General features: G+C 37.1%; 15 protein-coding genes. 8 read left to right on the top strand and 7 right to left on the bottom strand.

Annotation, left to right across the window (positions count from 1 at the left end; translation table 11 throughout):
- The first annotated feature begins 145 nt into the window (after positions 1 to 145).
- Entirely contained in the window at positions 146 to 1,963 is a 1,818-nt protein-coding gene (locus tag HGD76_RS01905; RefSeq protein ID WP_233467008.1) for a serine/threonine-protein kinase, read from the top strand.
- 268 nt (positions 1,964 to 2,231) lie between these two features.
- Here HGD76_RS01905 and HGD76_RS01900 read toward each other — a convergent pair whose 3' ends face one another.
- Both HGD76_RS01900 and HGD76_RS01895 read right to left on the bottom strand, forming a co-directional pair.
- Positions 2,232 to 2,846 (bottom strand): NB-ARC domain-containing protein, encoded by a 615-nt coding sequence (locus HGD76_RS01900; protein WP_325064834.1) that lies wholly within the window; start codon positions 2,844 to 2,846, stop codon positions 2,232 to 2,234.
- A 31-nt stretch (positions 2,847 to 2,877) separates the two neighbouring features.
- Positions 2,878 to 3,186, bottom strand: a complete 309-nt coding sequence (locus tag HGD76_RS01895; RefSeq protein WP_168694797.1) for a helix-turn-helix domain-containing protein — start codon at positions 3,184 to 3,186, stop codon at positions 2,878 to 2,880.
- A gap of 322 nt (positions 3,187 to 3,508) precedes the next feature.
- Here HGD76_RS01895 and HGD76_RS01890 point away from each other — a divergent pair, with 322 nt between their 5' ends.
- Both HGD76_RS01890 and HGD76_RS01885 read left to right on the top strand, forming a co-directional pair.
- The gene (locus HGD76_RS01890) at positions 3,509 to 6,055 is read left to right on the top strand and encodes a hypothetical protein (RefSeq protein ID WP_168694796.1); all 2,547 of its coding nucleotides are present in this window, start codon (positions 3,509 to 3,511) and stop codon (positions 6,053 to 6,055) included.
- A 512-nt stretch (positions 6,056 to 6,567) separates the two neighbouring features.
- Complete coding sequence (locus tag HGD76_RS01885; RefSeq protein WP_233467007.1) at positions 6,568 to 7,881, top strand: glycosyltransferase family 4 protein; 1,314 nt, start codon at positions 6,568 to 6,570, stop codon at positions 7,879 to 7,881.
- A 648-nt stretch (positions 7,882 to 8,529) separates the two neighbouring features.
- Here the strand turns inward: HGD76_RS01885 and HGD76_RS01880 are convergent.
- A complete protein-coding gene (locus HGD76_RS01880) occupies positions 8,530 to 8,790 on the bottom strand; it encodes a Txe/YoeB family addiction module toxin (RefSeq protein ID WP_027401524.1) in 261 nt (86 codons plus the stop codon).
- Entirely contained in the window at positions 8,783 to 9,037 is a 255-nt protein-coding gene (locus tag HGD76_RS01875; RefSeq protein WP_027401523.1) for a type II toxin-antitoxin system Phd/YefM family antitoxin, read from the bottom strand. Before HGD76_RS01875 ends, HGD76_RS01880 begins: the two co-directional genes overlap by 8 nt.
- 355 nt (positions 9,038 to 9,392) lie before the next feature.
- On the opposite strand from HGD76_RS01875, the gene HGD76_RS01870 reads away from it, so the two are divergent.
- The 3 genes from HGD76_RS01870 (at position 9,393) to HGD76_RS01860 (ending at position 11,303) form a co-directional block, all read left to right on the top strand.
- Positions 9,393 to 9,692 (top strand): hypothetical protein, encoded by a 300-nt coding sequence (locus tag HGD76_RS01870; protein WP_168694795.1) that lies wholly within the window; start codon positions 9,393 to 9,395, stop codon positions 9,690 to 9,692.
- Positions 9,689 to 10,087, top strand: a complete 399-nt coding sequence (locus HGD76_RS01865) for a toxin-antitoxin system TumE family protein (RefSeq protein WP_168694794.1) — start codon at positions 9,689 to 9,691, stop codon at positions 10,085 to 10,087. The genes HGD76_RS01870 and HGD76_RS01865 overlap by 4 nt, the downstream gene beginning before the upstream one ends.
- Positions 10,088 to 10,826: 739 nt before the next feature.
- On the top strand, positions 10,827 to 11,303 hold the full coding sequence (locus tag HGD76_RS01860; protein ID WP_168694793.1) for a DUF1499 domain-containing protein: 477 nt from the start codon (positions 10,827 to 10,829) through the stop codon (positions 11,301 to 11,303).
- A gap of 230 nt (positions 11,304 to 11,533) precedes the next feature.
- Here the strand turns inward: HGD76_RS01860 and HGD76_RS01855 are convergent, their stop codons facing one another.
- From HGD76_RS01855 to HGD76_RS01845, 3 genes are all read right to left on the bottom strand, one after another.
- Entirely contained in the window at positions 11,534 to 12,193 is a 660-nt protein-coding gene (locus HGD76_RS01855) for a rhomboid family intramembrane serine protease (protein ID WP_168694792.1), read from the bottom strand.
- A gap of 127 nt (positions 12,194 to 12,320) precedes the next feature.
- Positions 12,321 to 13,667, bottom strand: coding sequence for a hormogonium tapered terminus morphoprotein TftA (gene tftA, locus HGD76_RS01850; RefSeq protein WP_148762601.1), 1,347 nt, complete (start codon positions 13,665 to 13,667; stop codon positions 12,321 to 12,323).
- 470 nt (positions 13,668 to 14,137) lie between these two features.
- On the bottom strand, positions 14,138 to 15,076 hold the full coding sequence (locus HGD76_RS01845; RefSeq protein ID WP_148762603.1) for a serine hydrolase: 939 nt from the start codon (positions 15,074 to 15,076) through the stop codon (positions 14,138 to 14,140).
- A gap of 163 nt (positions 15,077 to 15,239) precedes the next feature.
- On the opposite strand from HGD76_RS01845, the gene HGD76_RS01840 reads away from it, so the two are divergent.
- Entirely contained in the window at positions 15,240 to 16,529 is a 1,290-nt protein-coding gene (locus tag HGD76_RS01840; protein ID WP_168694791.1) for a P-loop NTPase fold protein, read from the top strand.
- A 109-nt stretch (positions 16,530 to 16,638) separates the two neighbouring features.
- The gene (locus HGD76_RS01835; RefSeq protein ID WP_210967700.1) at positions 16,639 to 17,973 is read left to right on the top strand and encodes a tetratricopeptide repeat protein; all 1,335 of its coding nucleotides are present in this window, start codon (positions 16,639 to 16,641) and stop codon (positions 17,971 to 17,973) included.
- Positions 17,974 to 18,082 lie beyond the last annotated feature (109 nt).

Genomic DNA, 18,082 nt, shown 5'->3' with positions numbered 1-18,082 from the left:
TTAAGATGAAGTTGCATAGAATAAGATTTTAAGAATTATTGACCGCAGATGAACGCCGATAAACGCAGATAAATATGGATGATTATTTTTTTGTGCAGTTTCACATAAAATTTGGTATTAAATATATTGGTAATTTTTCATAATTATGAAGTTGCTAAACAATCGTTATCAGGTTATTCAGGTTTTAGGTGCAGGAGGGTTTGGTGAAACTTTTCTCGCTGAAGATACCTATATGCCTTCCCGTCGTCGTTGTGTGATTAAGCAACTTAAACCTATTAGCAATGACCCCAAAACTTATCAAGTAATTCAACAACGGTTTGAGAGGGAAGCTGCGACGTTGGAGTATTTGGGGGAAGCTAATGACCAAATTCCCCAACTTTATGCTTATTTTTCGGAAAATGGTCTCTTTTATCTGGTGCAAGAATGGGTGCATGGTCACACTTTGACTAATGTGATTCAATCTCAAGGACAATTACAGGAAAATACTGTTAGAGAAATTCTGTTAAGTTTGCTGTCTGTGTTGGATTATGTCCACAGTAAAGGGATTATTCATCGAGATATTAAACCAGATAATATTATTTTGCGGGAAATAGATAATAAACCAGTTTTAATTGATTTCGGTGCGGTTAAAGAAACTATTCGGACTACTATTAATGCTGCTGGACATCCTACTCAGTCTCTAGTGATTGGGACTCCTGGTTTTATGCCTAGTGAACAAGCTATTGGTCGTCCGGTTTATGCTACTGATATTTATAGTTTGGGTTTAACGGCAATTTATTTACTTACGGGTAAATATCCTCAAGAATTAGAAACTCATCCTCACACGGGACAGGTTATTTGGCAACAATTCGCTGGGGGGATTTCTCCCCAATTAGTAATGCTACTAACTCAAGCAATTGAACCACGTCCAGGCGATCGCTTTACTACTGCGAATAAAATGCTATATGCTTTAAACTCTGGGATTTCTATTTCTCCACAGGTTAATCATACTACTCAAACAGCAGCGACAATTCATCTCACTCCTGCCGCACTAAATCAACCTATATCTTCACTCTCTCAAAATCCCGTGGTTAAAACTGGGAATAATCAGCAAATTTGGCAAAAACCAGCAGTGATTATTGGTAGCGTTATGATGGGAAGTTTAATTGGTGCAATGGCTATTTCTAGCATAAACCGACCACAAACCACAAATTCCATTGTCACTAATTCCAACATTACAGAAACACCAACACCAACCCCAACCCCAACATCAATCCTAACACCAACACCAATACCAACAACTGTAAATACTCCCATTTCTGAAGCAACTGTATCTCCGACCCCTTCAATATTACCTGAACCCACGGAGTCAATTCCTGAAAATACTCCTACTCCTTCCATAGAATCAACTCCACAACCAGAAATAAAAAATGAACAGGAACAAACGTCTGTAGTTCCTACTACAGAACCGACTTTAACTATTGAAGAAACAGGAAAGAAGAAAAGAAAGGAAAAACGTGATCAAGTAGTTACTAATATTGTTAGGGAAACTGTCCCAGCATTTCCTACAGGTACATCAAGAAGTAGTGTAGAAGAAAAGCTAGGTAAACCAAAGAAAGATTTAAGAGGATTATGGGGAAATACTCGTGCTGTTACTTATCAAGTTATCCCTAAGAAAATTGATTTAGGCTACTTGTTTGACAAGAAAACTGGAACTCTAAAACAAACAGAAGCAGCTTTTGCATCATCAGTAGAACCTGAAGTTATGCAGACAACTCTCAATGGTTTATTGAATGGAGAAGCTACGGCAGAAATTAAACAAGGACTGCAACAAGTTCAACAACGACAAACAGATAATTTTACTTTTAGTAAGGGTGGGGTAAAAGGTCAAATAGTTCGACAAAGTTGTGATTTTATCTATATTAGTATTTGGGATGCTGATTTACATGATTTTGTGAATCCAGCAGATGCAAAACAGTGTTAGAGGTTGTTTGAAAAGTATTATATGAAACCCATAATCTCTAAAAACCTAACCCCCCTCCCCCCCTTCCCTACAAGGGAATGGGGGTTTTAAAGCCTCTCCCCTGGTAGGGGAGAGGTTTGGAGAGGGGTCTGTTTACACATTAAAAACTTTTAAAACATCCTCTTAGAAGAATAGGAGTGAGAATGAACTTTATCACCAAAAGTCTGAAAAGAGGCAATTTCATTAATACATATAAGGGTAAATTTGTCCAGTATATAAGTTTTATCTATTATGTATTTCGTTCTAAAAACTTACCAATATCCCCATTATATAAATGAATTATAGAAACAATCATTTGTTTAATTTTCAAAGGATTATTATTACAGAGATTACATAAATCATCCTTTTCTTGATCAGTTCCCCATAGTGGTTGTGATTCTATCAGAGACAAGGCTATTTCTGAGGAATTAGACAACTTTAAACAACGTACTGATGATAGCCAATATTCTAAAAAAGTGAATTCTTGATATTGTTCCCGACTGGTGAAAATTACACAACTTTGATGATGGGTTTCGGCAATTATTTTGATGAATTGAATATATTTTAGATCATCAATATCTACATGATCCAAAATAATCAGACAACGATGGGTACGCAAATAATAGATAATTTGATTGATATTGAGTTTGTTTTCTTTGTGATGGGAGAACAAAGATAGCAAGTCAGTCATCATACTATCAAAACATGGAACTGTCGGTACTGAACGCCAAAAAACGTAATTAAATTGATCCTGAATTTGTTTTACAAGTTGAGTAGCTAAGGTTGTTTTCCCAACTCCACCTATACCGAATAATCCTAGTAAGCGACAACCATCTTGTAAAATCCATGACTGCAATTGTGTCAGTTCTTGACTATATCCGTAAAATGCTGAAATATCAATTGCAGTTCCCCAGTCTGGGAATTGATTTAAATTTGGTTTTTTTTTGCGTATTTGTGCGTATGCGGGGGGGGGGAAATATTACTTCAACACTGGTAGTAATTTCTCGCCAATCTAGATTTAATTTGCGACACAGTTCTTCAAAGCTTGTATAACTAACAGGTTTACCGGTCAGGAAATTACTAATTGTAGCTAAGGACAATCCGGTATCATAAGCTAAAGCCCTTTGGCTGGGGTAGCCATTAACTCCAAGTGCCATATTAACCTGTTGAATACGGTCATTGCTTACCTTAAGTGACTTTGACATAATGTTAAATAATTTACATCAAGACGGTAATAATTCACTTGTTCAGGCAGATTTGACTAAATTCCAGATGTTATTAATGATATCTTCTCATAATCAGTGCGTCATGTAAATCTATCTTGAGATAGATGACATGGTTGTTTTGTTTTTTGGTGTCAAAATTAGCTCTCAAGTCAGATGAAGTCAGATTAAGTCAGTGTTTCTCAGTACGGAAGTCAGTACAGCGTTGGGTAGATTGAATATATGCTAATTCAACTAATTAGCACCCCATGGAAATATCACGAAAACAATATCTTTTTCTGGAACTAAACAAGGAGAATCTCAAATGGCTAGATATGGAAGCAATGGAAATGATGATTTATCTGTTGAGGGATACTGGACTAACCCATGGTGGGCACCTTGGGGAGTTTGGAATTGGGCTTATGATAACCAGCTATACGGATTGGCAGGAAACGACTTCCTCAAAGGCGCATATAATGCCGACTTGATAGATGGTGGGGATGGCAATGACACCATCTGGGCATGGCAAGGAAATGATACTCTTTATGGAGGTAACGGTAATGACTACATTGATGCTGGTCAAGACCATGATTTAGTCTATGGCGGAAGTGGTAATGACACTATTTACGGCGATCGCAATGATTGGACTAATCGAGGAAATGGTAACGATACTCTTTATGGAGAGTCCGGTAATGACTATATAGACGGTGGGGAGGGTAATGACTATATAGACGGTGGTACTGAGAATGATACTTTGATTGGTTTTTGGGGTAATGATACTCTCCTTGGTGGTAGTGGCAATGACACTTTAGACGGCGGTGATAATAACGATAGACTTTTTGGAGGCGATGGCGATGATAGACTCGTTGGCTGGCATGGGGATGACTATTTAGAAGGTGGAAGTGGACACGACCGCATTGAAGCTGGCGACGGATTTGATACCGTGTATGGTGGCAGTGGAGACGACTATATAGATAGTAGTGGCGGCAGTGACTTACTCTACGGCGATGCTGGAAATGACACCATTATTGGTTGGTGGGGTAATGATACTCTACATGGTGGTGATGGGAACGACACTGTAGACGGTGGTGAGGAAAATGACATCGTTTATGGCGGTAATGGTAATGACAGAATCATTGGCTTTTGGGGAAATGATCTGCTCTATGGAGAGTCTGGAAATGATTACCTTGATAGTGGAGACGGCGATGATGTCATAGATGGTGATTCATGGAATTGGGTTTCTGGGTCTGCCAGAGATACTATTTATGGTGGATCTGGCAATGACAAAATTTGGGGTGGTGAAGACAACGACTTCATAGATAGCGGATCTGGAAATGACACTGTAGACGGTGAAAGTGGTGATGATACCATCTGGGCATGGCAAGGAAATGATACTATTTATGGTGGTGACGGTAATGACAATATTGATGCTGGTCAAGACCACGATTTAGTCTATGGCGGAAGTGGTAATGACACTATTTACGGCGATCGCAACGATTGGACTAATCGAGGAAATGGAAACGATAGTCTGTATGGAGAGTCCGGTAATGACTATATAGACGGTGGGGAGGGTAATGACTATATAGACGGTGGTACTGAGAATGATACTTTGATTGGTTTTTGGGGTAATGATACTCTCCTTGGTGGTAGTGGCAATGACACTTTAGACGGCGGTGATAATAACGATAGACTTTTTGGAGGCGATGGCGATGATAGACTAATTGGCTGGCATGGGGATGACTATTTAGAAGGTGGAAGTGGACACGACTTTATTGATGGCGGAATAGGTAATGACACCATTAGGGGTGAGAGTGGGAATGACACCATATCTGGTGGCGGTGGAAATGATGTAATTGAAGGTGGTAGTGGGAATGATACATTTCAAATACGAAATAATGGTGTCAGCCACATAAAAGATTTTCAAACTGGTTTGGATAAATTAGAGCTAGTCCCTGAGATTGATAACTATTACAAAGTAGTATTTTCTAACTACTTATCCCCTGAAGACCAAGGAAAATTTACCAGCACATCTTACGGAGACACATCCAGTGTTTGGGCTGTAAATCGTCTCAATGTTTTCGATAAGTCACTATTAGGCAAGGTGAATGGTACTGTTCAGTATACAGACCTAATCAATGTGACAGACATAGATCATACGAAGATTACTTATAATCTCTTAGGTGACGGTGCTTTTAACCAAAATGCTAAGACGATATTGGTTACTCATGGTTTTACATCAAGTCCTGAGCTATCAACTCTAAAGGTTGCACAGGCATATGAAAGCAAATACCAAGATGCTAACGTAATTTCAGTTGATTGGTCTGATGGATCTGGTTCGATCCTTGGGGATTACCTAAGAGTTCAAGGTATTAATACATACGGTGTAGGCTATCAAATAGCTGATTTCTTAACTGGGCTAGGAGTAAACCCTAAAACAATAGAACTGGCAGGACATAGCTTAGGCGCTCATATCAGCAGTATAGCTGCTAACAACTACCAAAATAATACTGGCGTTTCAATAGGTACAATCATTGGATTAGATGCAGCCGGTCCTGGTTATAATTCGGATACAACGGGTCGTTTGGATGCCAGCGATGCGGATAGAGTAGTTGGAATTTATACTGATCCTGGTGTTATGGGTTGGGCTAGTCCTTACGCAGACTTAAACGTATATGTAAAAAAACAGGATGGGACTCCCTTATTTGATCATAGTGCTGTAACAGACATATATAAAGACCTGCTACTAGGTTCAAAGTACCAACCAACAAATGATGGTAGCAGAGGAATTTTTGGCAATGAATTTGCACTCGACGACGTTTATAATTCCTTTGTTACAGGTTCTGGTGATATATTTAGAAACCCCATAGTCTAGCCAGTAGGTTGGGTTGAGGAACAAAACCCAACATTTTGCCCCATTTACAACATTTTGGCGCATTTGTTGGGTTTTCCCACGTTAAGCCCAACCTACCACTACCAAAGGAAAATGGCTTATTGATTTGGCTAACAAACCCGCCATGCAATGAATTTTTATCTCATTCCCAGTCTCTGACTGGGAATGAATTGTAGAAGGCTCTGCCTTTAATGATATTAGAGGCTCCAGCCTCATCAACTGCGTTCCTAGTCAGAGACTAGGAACTAGATATGGTAGGGATTTGAGCTTAAGTTGACACCAATGAATACTGCTAAACCCCTACCCATATTTAGACCTTAAATCTTTAATATTAGTGCAATTTTCTCTTGTTCATCTTTTAATCCTGGACACCCTGATTCTGACAATGTACCTAACTAGCAACTTACGTTATAGCGGTTCTCGATTGAGTGAGATACAAAAACCCCACCCCCAACCCCCTCCCCGCAAGCGATGAGGGGGCTATGATGTATCTCATGCAAGTGCATACCGCTATATTACTTAGAAATAAATATTGCAACTTTATGAAAAATGCTGCCATAACTCCCAAACGCATTTTATTCTTACATCCCAATTTTCCCGCCCAATTTCGTCACCTAGCCACAGCTTTAGCAAAAGATGATAATTATCAAATAGTATTTGCTACCAATCGTCAAGAAGGAACAATACCAGGTGTACATAAAGTCATTTATGAACCTTCCCGTCAAGCTGCACCCCAAACTCATCATTATGTCCGCAATTTAGAAAATGCCGTTCTCACCGGACAAGCTGTATATCGAATCGCAGAAAACCTGAAAGCACAGGGTTTTATTCCAGATATAATTTATGGTCATTCTGGTTGGGGTCCAACATTATTTATGAAAGAAGTTTTTCCCAAAGCAGAGTTATTGTGTTTCTTTGAATGGTTTTATCATCCTCGCGGTTCTGATGCTGATTTTGATCCCAATGAACCATTAAATGCAGATGATTTATGTCGAATTCGTGTAAAAAACGCCCCGATTTTAATTGATTTATATAATTGCAATAGAGGTCTTACTCCCACTAATTGGCAACATCAACAATTTCCCCCAGAATATCATAGTAAAATTAATGTTTGTCACGATGGGATAGATACTAATTTTTTTCAACCTCAGCCAGATGCTAAATTAGTTTTACCCCGCATTAATCTTGACCTTTCCCATGTCTCAGAATTAGTCACCTATGTAGGCAGAGGAATGGAACCTTATCGAGGTTTTCCTCAGTTTATGGAAGCAGCAGCATTAATTCAACAACAACGACCAAATTGCCATATTGTAGTTGTGGGAGAAGATAGAGTAGCCTATGGTAAACAGCTTCCTGATGGTAAAACCTATAAACAATTAATGTTAGAAAAACTGGATTTAGATTTATCCAGATTACACTTTACTGGTGGATTACCTTATCATGAATATCTCCAAGTTTTACAAGCATCTTCAGCCCATATTTATTTAACTCGTCCCTTTGTGTTATCCTGGTCAATGCTAGAAGCAATGTCAACAGGATGTTTGTTAATAGCTGCTAATACTCCACCAGTTTTAGAAGTAATTAAAGATGGTAAAAATGGACTTTTAGTAGATTTCTTTTCTCCCGAAAAAATAGCAGATAAAGTCAACAAAGTGTTAGATAACTTCCAAGATATGAAAGCTATTCGTGCAGCCGCAAGAAAGACTATAGTAAATAATTATGATTTAGCAAAATTATTACCACAGCATTTAAATTGGTTGTTAGGGAAGAAAACTTCCGTTAAATCTCATGGGTTTGCAAAAATATAAAAAATAAAATAAATACCCTCATACTTTGACAAACTAACCCCGGAGATATTAAAAAATGTATGCTGCGTTGGTTAAGTAATATTAGGAAAACTGTTGATTTGATGTGATTTGTAGGGGTTTAGCAGTGCTAAACCCCTTAACCGGTGACAAGTTACATATCACTTATTTGTCAATCTGTCAATAGTAAATTTTTACTATCGCTCCAGTTAGATCATTTCTGAGCAAATTTATGGCTAAAATTTTTGTAAAGTTTTGTATTAGCCTGGGAAATTAACTTCTGAAACTACTGTCAATAAAGGGTTTGAGACTAACATCTTCTAAAAGATCCAAAATTGACAACAGTAAGCCAATTATGAAATTCTCTGAAATTATAGCAAATCGCGGAAAGTATTGCAACCTCGTTGATAAATAGAAAAGATTCTCAATTAATTATTAAGAAAATCTAAAGGCAAATTGCTAAAAGTTATAAATATCAAAAGTATTATTGATTTTCTATAATTTAAGCTTATCATACAGCCATTATGAATAATATAACTAGGTCAACATTATAAAACCAAACTCTGTAAAGAAAAGTAAAATCTCCCAAAACCTCTTCCCTGTTCCCTTGTCATAACGACAATTTTTAACGCCAACCTACTTAGTGCAAAATTAATAATGATATCGGCAAGAAATAATAGTTACATAGACATCATCAACAGCATAAACCAAACGATTTGTATCATCAATTCGCCGTGACCAAAATCCGGCTAAATTTTCCTTGAGAGGCTCTGGTTTACCAATACCCTCAAAAGGCATCCGCATCGTCTCCTCAATCAACTTATTGATTCTTTTGAGAGTCTTTTTGTCTTGCCCTTGCCAGTAAAGATAATTACCCCAAGCCTCATCAGTCCAAGCCAACATTCTACTCATTTAACAAATCTCGCTGCACCACTTTCCCCTGCTTAAATTGAGCAATGGAACGTTCTAAATGGGCTGCATTTGCCGGAGACTTCAATAAATGCACAGTCTCCATGAGACTATTAAAAAACTCCAGGGACATCACCACTGTATCATCAGCATCCCGTCTAGTGATAATTGTATAGTCGGCATCTTCCGTCACCTGGTCTAAAACCGTTTTCAGACTATTTCTGGCCTCGCTAAAAGAGATAATTTTCATTGGCGGAGAACCTGTACTGTTTATTGTACAAGTATAGCGGGTTTGGGCAAATTGTACAATCCCCAGACGCGGATGTAGTATTTTGTCTTCCTAAGAGGATGTTTGAAAAGTTTCCGGCGATTAGAAATCGCTACTACACAAACAAAGTCCACCTGCGTGGACTAACGAAAAATCAAGGCTTTTGAACCCACGAAGGTGGGTTTCGTCTGTGTGGTTCCGCGACTTCTAGTCGCCCTTGCAAGTAATAAATTAGACTTTTCAAACACCCTCTAAAAGAGCCGCACCCATATATGGTATTTATTGCCTCGAATAGTGTATAATCAAGAAAAAATTCACTAAAAACATATATATAATTATGAATACATTAGAAAAATTAGAATTGTTGAGTGAAAACTGTAGCGACAACACAGAATTAGATAGAATTATCGGACAACTTTTAAATTTAATTTTAACCCGTTATCGTCAAAAAATCGCTATCTATAACTTAGATATAGATAAATTTGAGCAAAAATATCAACTCGCTTCTGAACAATTTTTAGAACAATTTAACTCAGGAAATTTAGGAGATGAAATGGATTTTTTTGAATGGTTCGGCTTATGTGAACTACGCAAAGATATCTTCCAAAAAATCCATAAATTAGAACAAGCTTTATGAAAAATGTTAGAAATGCCGATGACTATTTGGCATGGATAAAATCTGTAATTGCACTTTGTCCAGAAGTCGTAAATTTAACGATTATTCGAGAAGAATCACAAACTGATAAAGGACTATGGCGTTATCGTCTGACATTAAAAGATGGTAGCTTTTTAGAAATGTTTGAATTCTTGCAAATAGCATCAGGACAAGTAGAAATAATTAAATATAGTTTCCATTGGCAAGCTGAAAATAGAGAACTAATAAAACGTTGGGATAACGCACCCCATCATCCTGAAATTTCAACCTATCCCCATCATTTACATGATGGTTCTGAAGATTCCGTTTTTCCGTATTTATCTGTTGATATTGAAGAAATTTTAAGACAAATTTCTGAACATATAAAATCTCAATAAGACTGTTTAATAGAAATTTCCCAAGCACTAATAGCAGTAACAAAAATTAAATTCTCAGGATTGGTAATTATTTCTCGTACCTGATTTGATAACTTAGAATCATTTTCTAAACCCCTACCCATATTTAGACGTTCACTCTATAATATCAGTGCAAATATCACTTTTCTACCAATTTGTCAATAGTAAATTTTTACTATCGCTCAAATTAGATCATGTTTGAGCAAATTTATGGCTAAAATTTTTGTAAAGTTTTGTATTAACCTGGGAAATTAATTTCTGAAACCACTGTCAATAAAGGGGTTGAGACTAACATCTTTTGAAATATCCAAAATTGACAATAGTAACCTAATTATGAAATTCTCTGAAATTATAGCAAATCGCGGAAAGTATTGCAACCTCGTTGATAAATAGAAAAGATTCTCAATTAATTATTAAGAAAATCTAAAGGCAAATTGCTATAAGTTATAAATATCAAAAGTATTATTGATTTTCTATAACTCAAGCTTATCATACAGCCATAAGAAATGATCAATAGCATTGATGATGAGAATAAATAGAATCTGGAATTAAACTACAAGCATATTATTTCATGATGGTAAGCGAAAGGCTACCCATTTACCCGAATACAGCATAAGTACATTGGTACTTTCCCCAGCGACTATATGCGCCCGATTCAGACAATAATATATCAAAAGCTGATAATATATCTTAAATCACAGAATATAGTAATTAACTGATTATGTCCAATTTAACAACAATCGCCCGACTACGGAATATTATTTTCTCGATATTTCTAACTCTGATCATTAGTTGCATAGTTCCTGCAACTGCTTCGGCTTCTGACTTGGGAATTGAATCAGGTTCTCTTCGTCCTTGTCCAACTTCCCCTAACTGTGTTGTCAGTCAAAATGCTGATGCTAAACACGCTATTGCACCAATCACTTATGATGTAACAAGAGATAAGGCTAGAGAAACCTTACTCAAAGTTCTCACGGTTGTTCCCCGCACCACAGTTATAGAACAAACAGATAATTATATTCATGCGATTTCTAAAAGTCGCATTTTCAAATTCGTTGATGATGTAGAATTTTATTTTCCTAGCAATGATTCAGTTATTCATATTCGTTCTTCTTCTCGTGTGGGAGATTCTGATTTTGGTGTCAACCGCACTCGCTTAGAGCAAATTCGTTTAGCTTTACGAGATTTGAATATTTAATATGAAAATTGTCAGAATATTGTCAGAAATGGCTAACGCCACGCTTCGCTATCAGGATGTCCAGGATTTAAGGATTAACAGGATGAAAATAAGGATTTAATCACCAATCACCAATCACCAATCACCAATCACCAATCACCAATCACCAATCACCAATCACCAATCACCAATCACCAATCACCAATCACCAATCACCAATCACCAATCACCAATTCCCTATTCCCTATTCCCTATTCCCTATTCACCAGTGCAAAAATACTCCCGACGACAAAACCTCCAAGATGCGCCCAATAAGCGACTCCTCCCGTTTCTACACTCATATTAGCTGCTGCTTGGAGACTAGCAAAACCAGAAATGAGATTTTGCACAAAGAAAATACCAATAATTACTAATGCCGGAACATTAATTGTGGTGATAAAAAAACCTAAAAAGATTAAAGTGGTAATTCTTGCTTGAGGAAACCAGATTAAATATGCACCTAAAACTCCAGAAATTGCCCCACTTGCTCCCAAGGAAGGAACAGCAGAGTACATACCAATAAACCATTGACATAGAGCAGCTATAGCCCCACAGGTTAAATAAAACAATAGATATTTAAAATGTCCTAAGCGGTCTTCAATATTGTTACCAAATACCCACAAATAGACCATATTGGATATTAAGTGCCACCAACCTCCATGCAAAAATTGTGATGTAAATAAGGTTGTCCACTCTCGACTCCAGTTAATGGTTAATTCTTGCGGTATTACCGCATACAATTGAAAAAATTGTTCTAGTTGTAGACTTGACAAGTTTATTTCATGGAGAAAAACTAGGACATTCATTCCAATTAACCCATAGGTAAAATATGGAGTAATTCGGGTGGGGTTGTCATCGTAGAGGGGAAACACAAATATTGTTCCAAATCATCATTAATAGCACTATAACAGGATTGAGGAGTCAGGACTCAGGAAGGAAAAATGAAGAATAAAGAATATTTTTATCCTATTCCCTGTTCCCTGTTTCCCCGTTCCCTAATTACAAAAGATTTGCTGATTCATAGAGTCTTCTGAGAATAGCTGTAATTTTAATTCCGTAGTCTAAATCCGCAGACCAGCGCCCTGACAATTGATGAACTGACGACGCAACTCCTCTAGTAACAAAGCGAAATCTAGGATCTACTTCTTGTTGGACTAAAGGTTCTAAACTGGCATAGGCTTTTAAATGTTGAATATGCGCTCTGACACCAATTCTGGCGCTGGGAAATGATGCTCCTTCCGCACCACCACCAACTGCACCCAAACCGGCAAAGTTATTTTGCTGGGATTTAATGTCAGTACCAAACCGTAAAAATCCAGTTTCTAAACACATTTGACAAAAAGCAATATCATGATTTATGCCTTCAATTGTTGCTTCTTCTCGATATAGTTTAGGAAGATCAGGAAACTGTGTAATGGCGGTTTCATTATTGGTTTTTAGAAATAGTTGTAGCTGTACTTCTGATGTATTACCATTGGAGATAAGTTGCTCAATTTGTCCAGGACAAACTGTTGAAATTGAGCGTAATTTTACTGTGCGCGTGGCACTATCCCAATCAATAGAAATATGAGAGTCTCGAAGTTCTACAGCTTTAATATACACTATTTGGCGATAGGTAATTCGGCGTAAATTAGCTAATTTGGAAATATCAATCCGTAACCGATCTACTAAATCAATTGGGATGTAAGCATTCCCATTAATTAATACTCCTTGTTCAGAGTAATTTTGTCCATTAATATTGATATTAATGCTAGAATAATTTTCGGTCGTTGGTTGCTGAGGATCATTTGCTTGATTCCAAGTAGTCAGTCCTTCCGCAATTCCGATGGCAAAATCACGACGACGACTTTGTAATAAAGCCCGATCTTCAGGACTGCTTAAAAACCCGACTTGTAGTAATAAAGCTCCAATCACAGTTTGACGACAAAATTGTAAATTACCCAAGCCACTATCTGTATCTGGTTTTACTCCGCGATTTGGTAATTGGGGGACACGACGCAAAAGTGCCATTAATACCATTTCGGCATTTTGTTTGCGTTGGTCATTTTTGGCAATATAAAATGCACTTGCTCCCCGCACCGATGGACTATTAGCAGCATTGGCTTGAATTTCTAGCGCTACATCCTTGGTATTAGCACGAGCATTAATCCAAGCGATGGTTTGAGCCGCACTCAAATCATCAGGAACAGCTAAAACCTCTACGTTACGGGTACGGAGTTCTGTCACTACCAAATCTCGCAAAAGAATCATTTCCTTTGCTTCCGTTGTGCCACCAGCGATCGCACCGGGGTCATTTTTACCCGCTTCTGTGCCACCATGTGCCGCAGAAATAAAAATCCGCCCCATTTTTACCTATTTCCGTTGCTAAGTCCCGGCAATTGCAATTCTTTGACACTCTCAGGGAGCCAAGCCACTGAGATTCTACTGACAGAATTAGATTAAGGGTTTAGCCCAATCCAATCTCGCTGCGACCGCCAAACGCCGCCTAGACGCTCAAAACAACTGCCAATCAAGGTGTTGAAATTGCGCTTACTTTTATTGTTTTCAATGTTTTCAGAATCCATCACTAAGCCAAGACTCGGTACGCTCCACACCCTGCCATTACTCGCTCTTTTAAGTCATACTGCCGTTAGGACTTGAACCTAACCGTTGTTTCATAGAAGCCGGGATTGCTCCGTACTAGGATGCTTTAACACATAGATGTTTTTTGTTCTTACTCACAATTTAATTCTAACATACCACAGGGATTAAAATCCCTCGTGTCGCTTATATCTCAGGGAGCCAAGCCGCGCTCGTTTTACGCTTACCGGATGCTCTTATAAATTAGCGATCGCTTCTGCAATTCTTCCAGACACAAAAGGTAAAATTTCCCGACTCTTAGCTTGTGCTTTCCCTTCCGTAAACACCACCAACAGATAAGGACGTTGATCTGGTAGTTCAATATAAGCCGCATCATGGCGGACTGTGCTTGTCCAACCTGCTTTTGACCAGATTTGACTATTTTGAGGTAATCCACCGCCTAAGAAGCCTGTAACCTGGTCTTCTTCCACATCTTGGGGTAAGTCATCAGGGTTAATATTACGTTTGATTAAATTCATCATAGATTGCGATCGCTCACTAGAAACCGTCACCCCACCCACGATACTATGTAATAATCTCGCAGTGGCATCCGTCGTCACCATATTCCGATTTTCAAACATCTCCCCATAAAAAGCCCTTTCCCGGCCATAGGGACCATCACCCCAGGTTTTTTGACAGACATTAATTGCTTGCATTTCCTCCCACCCCAAGGACTGGTAATAGCGATTAATAATATTGCGTTGATATTTCCAAGTTTCAAAAGGACCAGGACTTAACAGCGGACCAGAAGTAGTCCCACTGATGATATCCACAATTAAACTGGTAGCATCATTACTAGAATCAACGATCATATCCGTCAAAGCCCGGTTTAATTCCCCCGAAGTTTGACTCATACCTTTTTCTAGCCATTCTTGCACCACCACCAAATAAAATAACTTCACCACACTGGCCGGATAAATCCGTTCTCCTCCCCGATAGCTAAAACCCCGCACCGGATGTTCCCAAAAAGCGTTAGGAGTCAGCGCACCACCTGTATTAACTGGTGCGGGAGGATCATAGACAACCCAAGTCAAAGCAATTTGATTTGCTGCTAAAGTGGGAAACTCTGCCCAAGTTGCCTCTACAATTTGATTACCGATATTTTCTAGTTGTTGATCTTGATTAAAAAAAACCATTTGTAAATTCCTGATGATATTTTTACTATTGATAGTTCATTAATCTTATCATTTAGGACAATTACCGACAATAATGGGCATCTTAACATCTTGCTTGATTCTATGATTTTATGTATAATACTGAGATATCCATGATAAATGAATGATTTTCCGGTAATTTACCATGACATTTGATTTAACAAAATTTTATCAAGCTTGTAACCCTAACAAAACTCTTGATCAAAGTAAATCTGAAGATAGACAATATTATATTGATTTTTCCGAGGTACGGGGTGCAGAAATTATTAGGGAATTTAAAAGAACTATTGCTTTACTTTCTCCTGAAATTCCCACTTGTCAATTATTTACAGGACATATTGGTTGTGGTAAATCTACTGAATTACTGCGATTAAAAGCAGAATTGGAAGACTTGGAATTTCATGTAGTTTATTTTGAGTCTAGTCAAAGTTTAGATTTAGCCGATATTGATATTACAGATATTTTACTGGCGATCACTCGTGAAGTTAGTCAAAGTTTAGAAGCAGCAGAAATTAAACTCAAACCAGGATACTTTCAAAATCTATTTACAGAAATAGCGGAACTTTTACAAACACCCTTAGATATTGGTTTTGAAGCGGAATTATCTGTAGGTATTGGCAAAATTACTGCTAAAACAAAGGATAGTCCTAAATTGCGGGGTCAACTTCGACAATATTTAGAACCTCGCACCAATGGAATTTTAGAATCAATTAATCAAGAATTACTTATTCCTGCAAGAGAAAGACTAAAAAAACGTGGTAAATCAGGTTTAGTTGTAATTATTGATAACCTAGATAGGGTAGATAATGCTGTTAAACCAAATGGTCAATATCAACCAGAATATCTATTTGTAGAAAGGGGTGAACAATTAAATAAATTAAAATGTCATGTTGTTTATACAATTCCTCTAGTTTTGATATTTTCTAATGCTTTAGGTAGATTAACAAATCGTTTTGGGGTAGACCCTAAAGTTCTACCAATGGTAGCAGTTAAAAAAAGGAATGGTGTAGATTATCCTGCAGGAATTACACTATTAAAAGAAATGATTATGAAAAGAGCTTTTCCCGGAGTCAGTGGAGAGGAAAGTCAAAATTTAATTACAAAAATATTTGATAGTCCTGAGACATTAGAACGACTTTGTAAAGTTAGTGGTGGTCATTTGCGTAACTTGTTAATGTTATTATTTCGTTGTTTACAAATGGAAGATACACCAATTTCTCGAAAGTGTCTGGAAACAGTGATTAAAAAACGTTGTAATGAGTTAAATTTAGCAATTACACCTGACGAATGGGAGTTATTAAAAGAAGTACAAAAGACAAAAAACTATCGAGGAGATGAAAAATATGATATTCTACTTCGCAGTATGTTTGTATTTGAATACCGAGATGAAAATGGATCTTGGTTTGATATTAATCCAATTTTAATAGAAACGTAGAAATGTTTGATTTAAGAGGATGTTTTAAAAGTGGTATCCCGTAGTTTTTACCCCCCTTTCCCCTTACGAAGGAGGAAACAAGAAAATACTGAAATGAGGAAATAATGTCATGAATAATCCAGAAATCTCTCCCGATAATAATGAAAATTCTTTGCGAACGATATTGAGAGCAATTAATTTTTCTCAAGGTCAATTATCGTTGATTTTTCTACGTTGTAATTATGCGAAATTACGTCAGCAAATATCAGCACAAATTCATCAAGTTTCCTCTATTCCTATTCGAGAAATAACTTTAACAGCGTCTACAAAAAGTTTGTATAATCAAATATCTCAAGAATTGGGAAATGAACAACCACAAGCTTTAATGATTTCTGGTTTGGACTCTGTGAAAAACATTGATGTCATTTTGAGTTTGTCTAATCAAATTCGAGAGGAATTTAGAAAAAATTTCCCTTTTCCGATTTTGATTTGGATAGATGATCAAATTCTTAAAAAAATTATCCGCGTCGCACCAGATTTAGAAAGTTGGGGGAGTATTCTGGATTTTGAAAATGATGCGGAGGATTTAATTAATCTAATTCGAGAAAGAACAGAAGAAATATTTATTAATGATCATATTCCCACTCCTCAAGCTTATCAAGAAATAGAATTTGCGAGTCAGGATTTACAAAATAGAGGAGCAGTAATAAACCCAGAAATACAAGCTGGTTTAGATTTAGCTTTTGGTTTACGGAAATATCAACAAGATCATCTAGATGATGCTTTAAGTTATTATCAAAAAAGTGGAGAATGTTGGCAAAATTATAATAATACCCCACCCGCGCTGTCACGCACCCTCCCCTTGCTAAGGGGAGGATTAGAACGTTATGGGATAATATTGGTAAAAATATCTTTAGTTTATACTCGCAAAGCAGAAATTAATAATGATGAAGATTTAGAAAATTGGCAAAATTCTAGAAATTATTTACAGCAAGCTTTAGAGATTTTTGAAAAAGCGCGAAGATTAGATCTAGTAATTCAATATATCAATGATTTAGGTGAAATATTCCGACATTTAAAAGCGTGGAATGATTTAGAAAATCTAGCTCAAAAATCGTTGAAATTATCTGAAAATATCGAGACATTCCATGGAACGTCTGTACCTTCACAAATTTGGTTAGGTCAAAATTATGGTTTTCTCGCAGAAGTAGCTTTAGAAAAACAAGACTATCTAAAAGCAAATCAATACGCACAACAAGCAATAGATATTTTAACTAAAATTTCCAATTTCCCCTCTCAAGAATATAGCCAATATCGTTTATTTATGTCCCGTTCTCAAGTGGGTTTAGGGGAAATATCCGCAGCTATTCAAACCTTAGAAACTGCTAAAAATCAAAGTTATCATCAATATAATCCCAGGGGAAACGCAGGGGAAACGCATCTAATTTTTTTTGACAAAATGTAACTTCTATGAATAGATAAAAAGGGCAGTATTACCATGTTAATATCAAGCCAATAAATGAGTATGAAGAAAATTTGATGGTAAATTCGTTTCTATAAGAATCAATAAAATG

The organism is Dolichospermum flos-aquae CCAP 1403/13F (genome assembly GCF_012516395.1).
Classification (GTDB): Bacteria; Cyanobacteriota; Cyanobacteriia; order Cyanobacteriales; family Nostocaceae; genus Dolichospermum; species Dolichospermum lemmermannii.
Note: the sequence above shows the minus strand (reverse complement) of the source record. Positions and strands in the feature narration are given on the sequence as shown.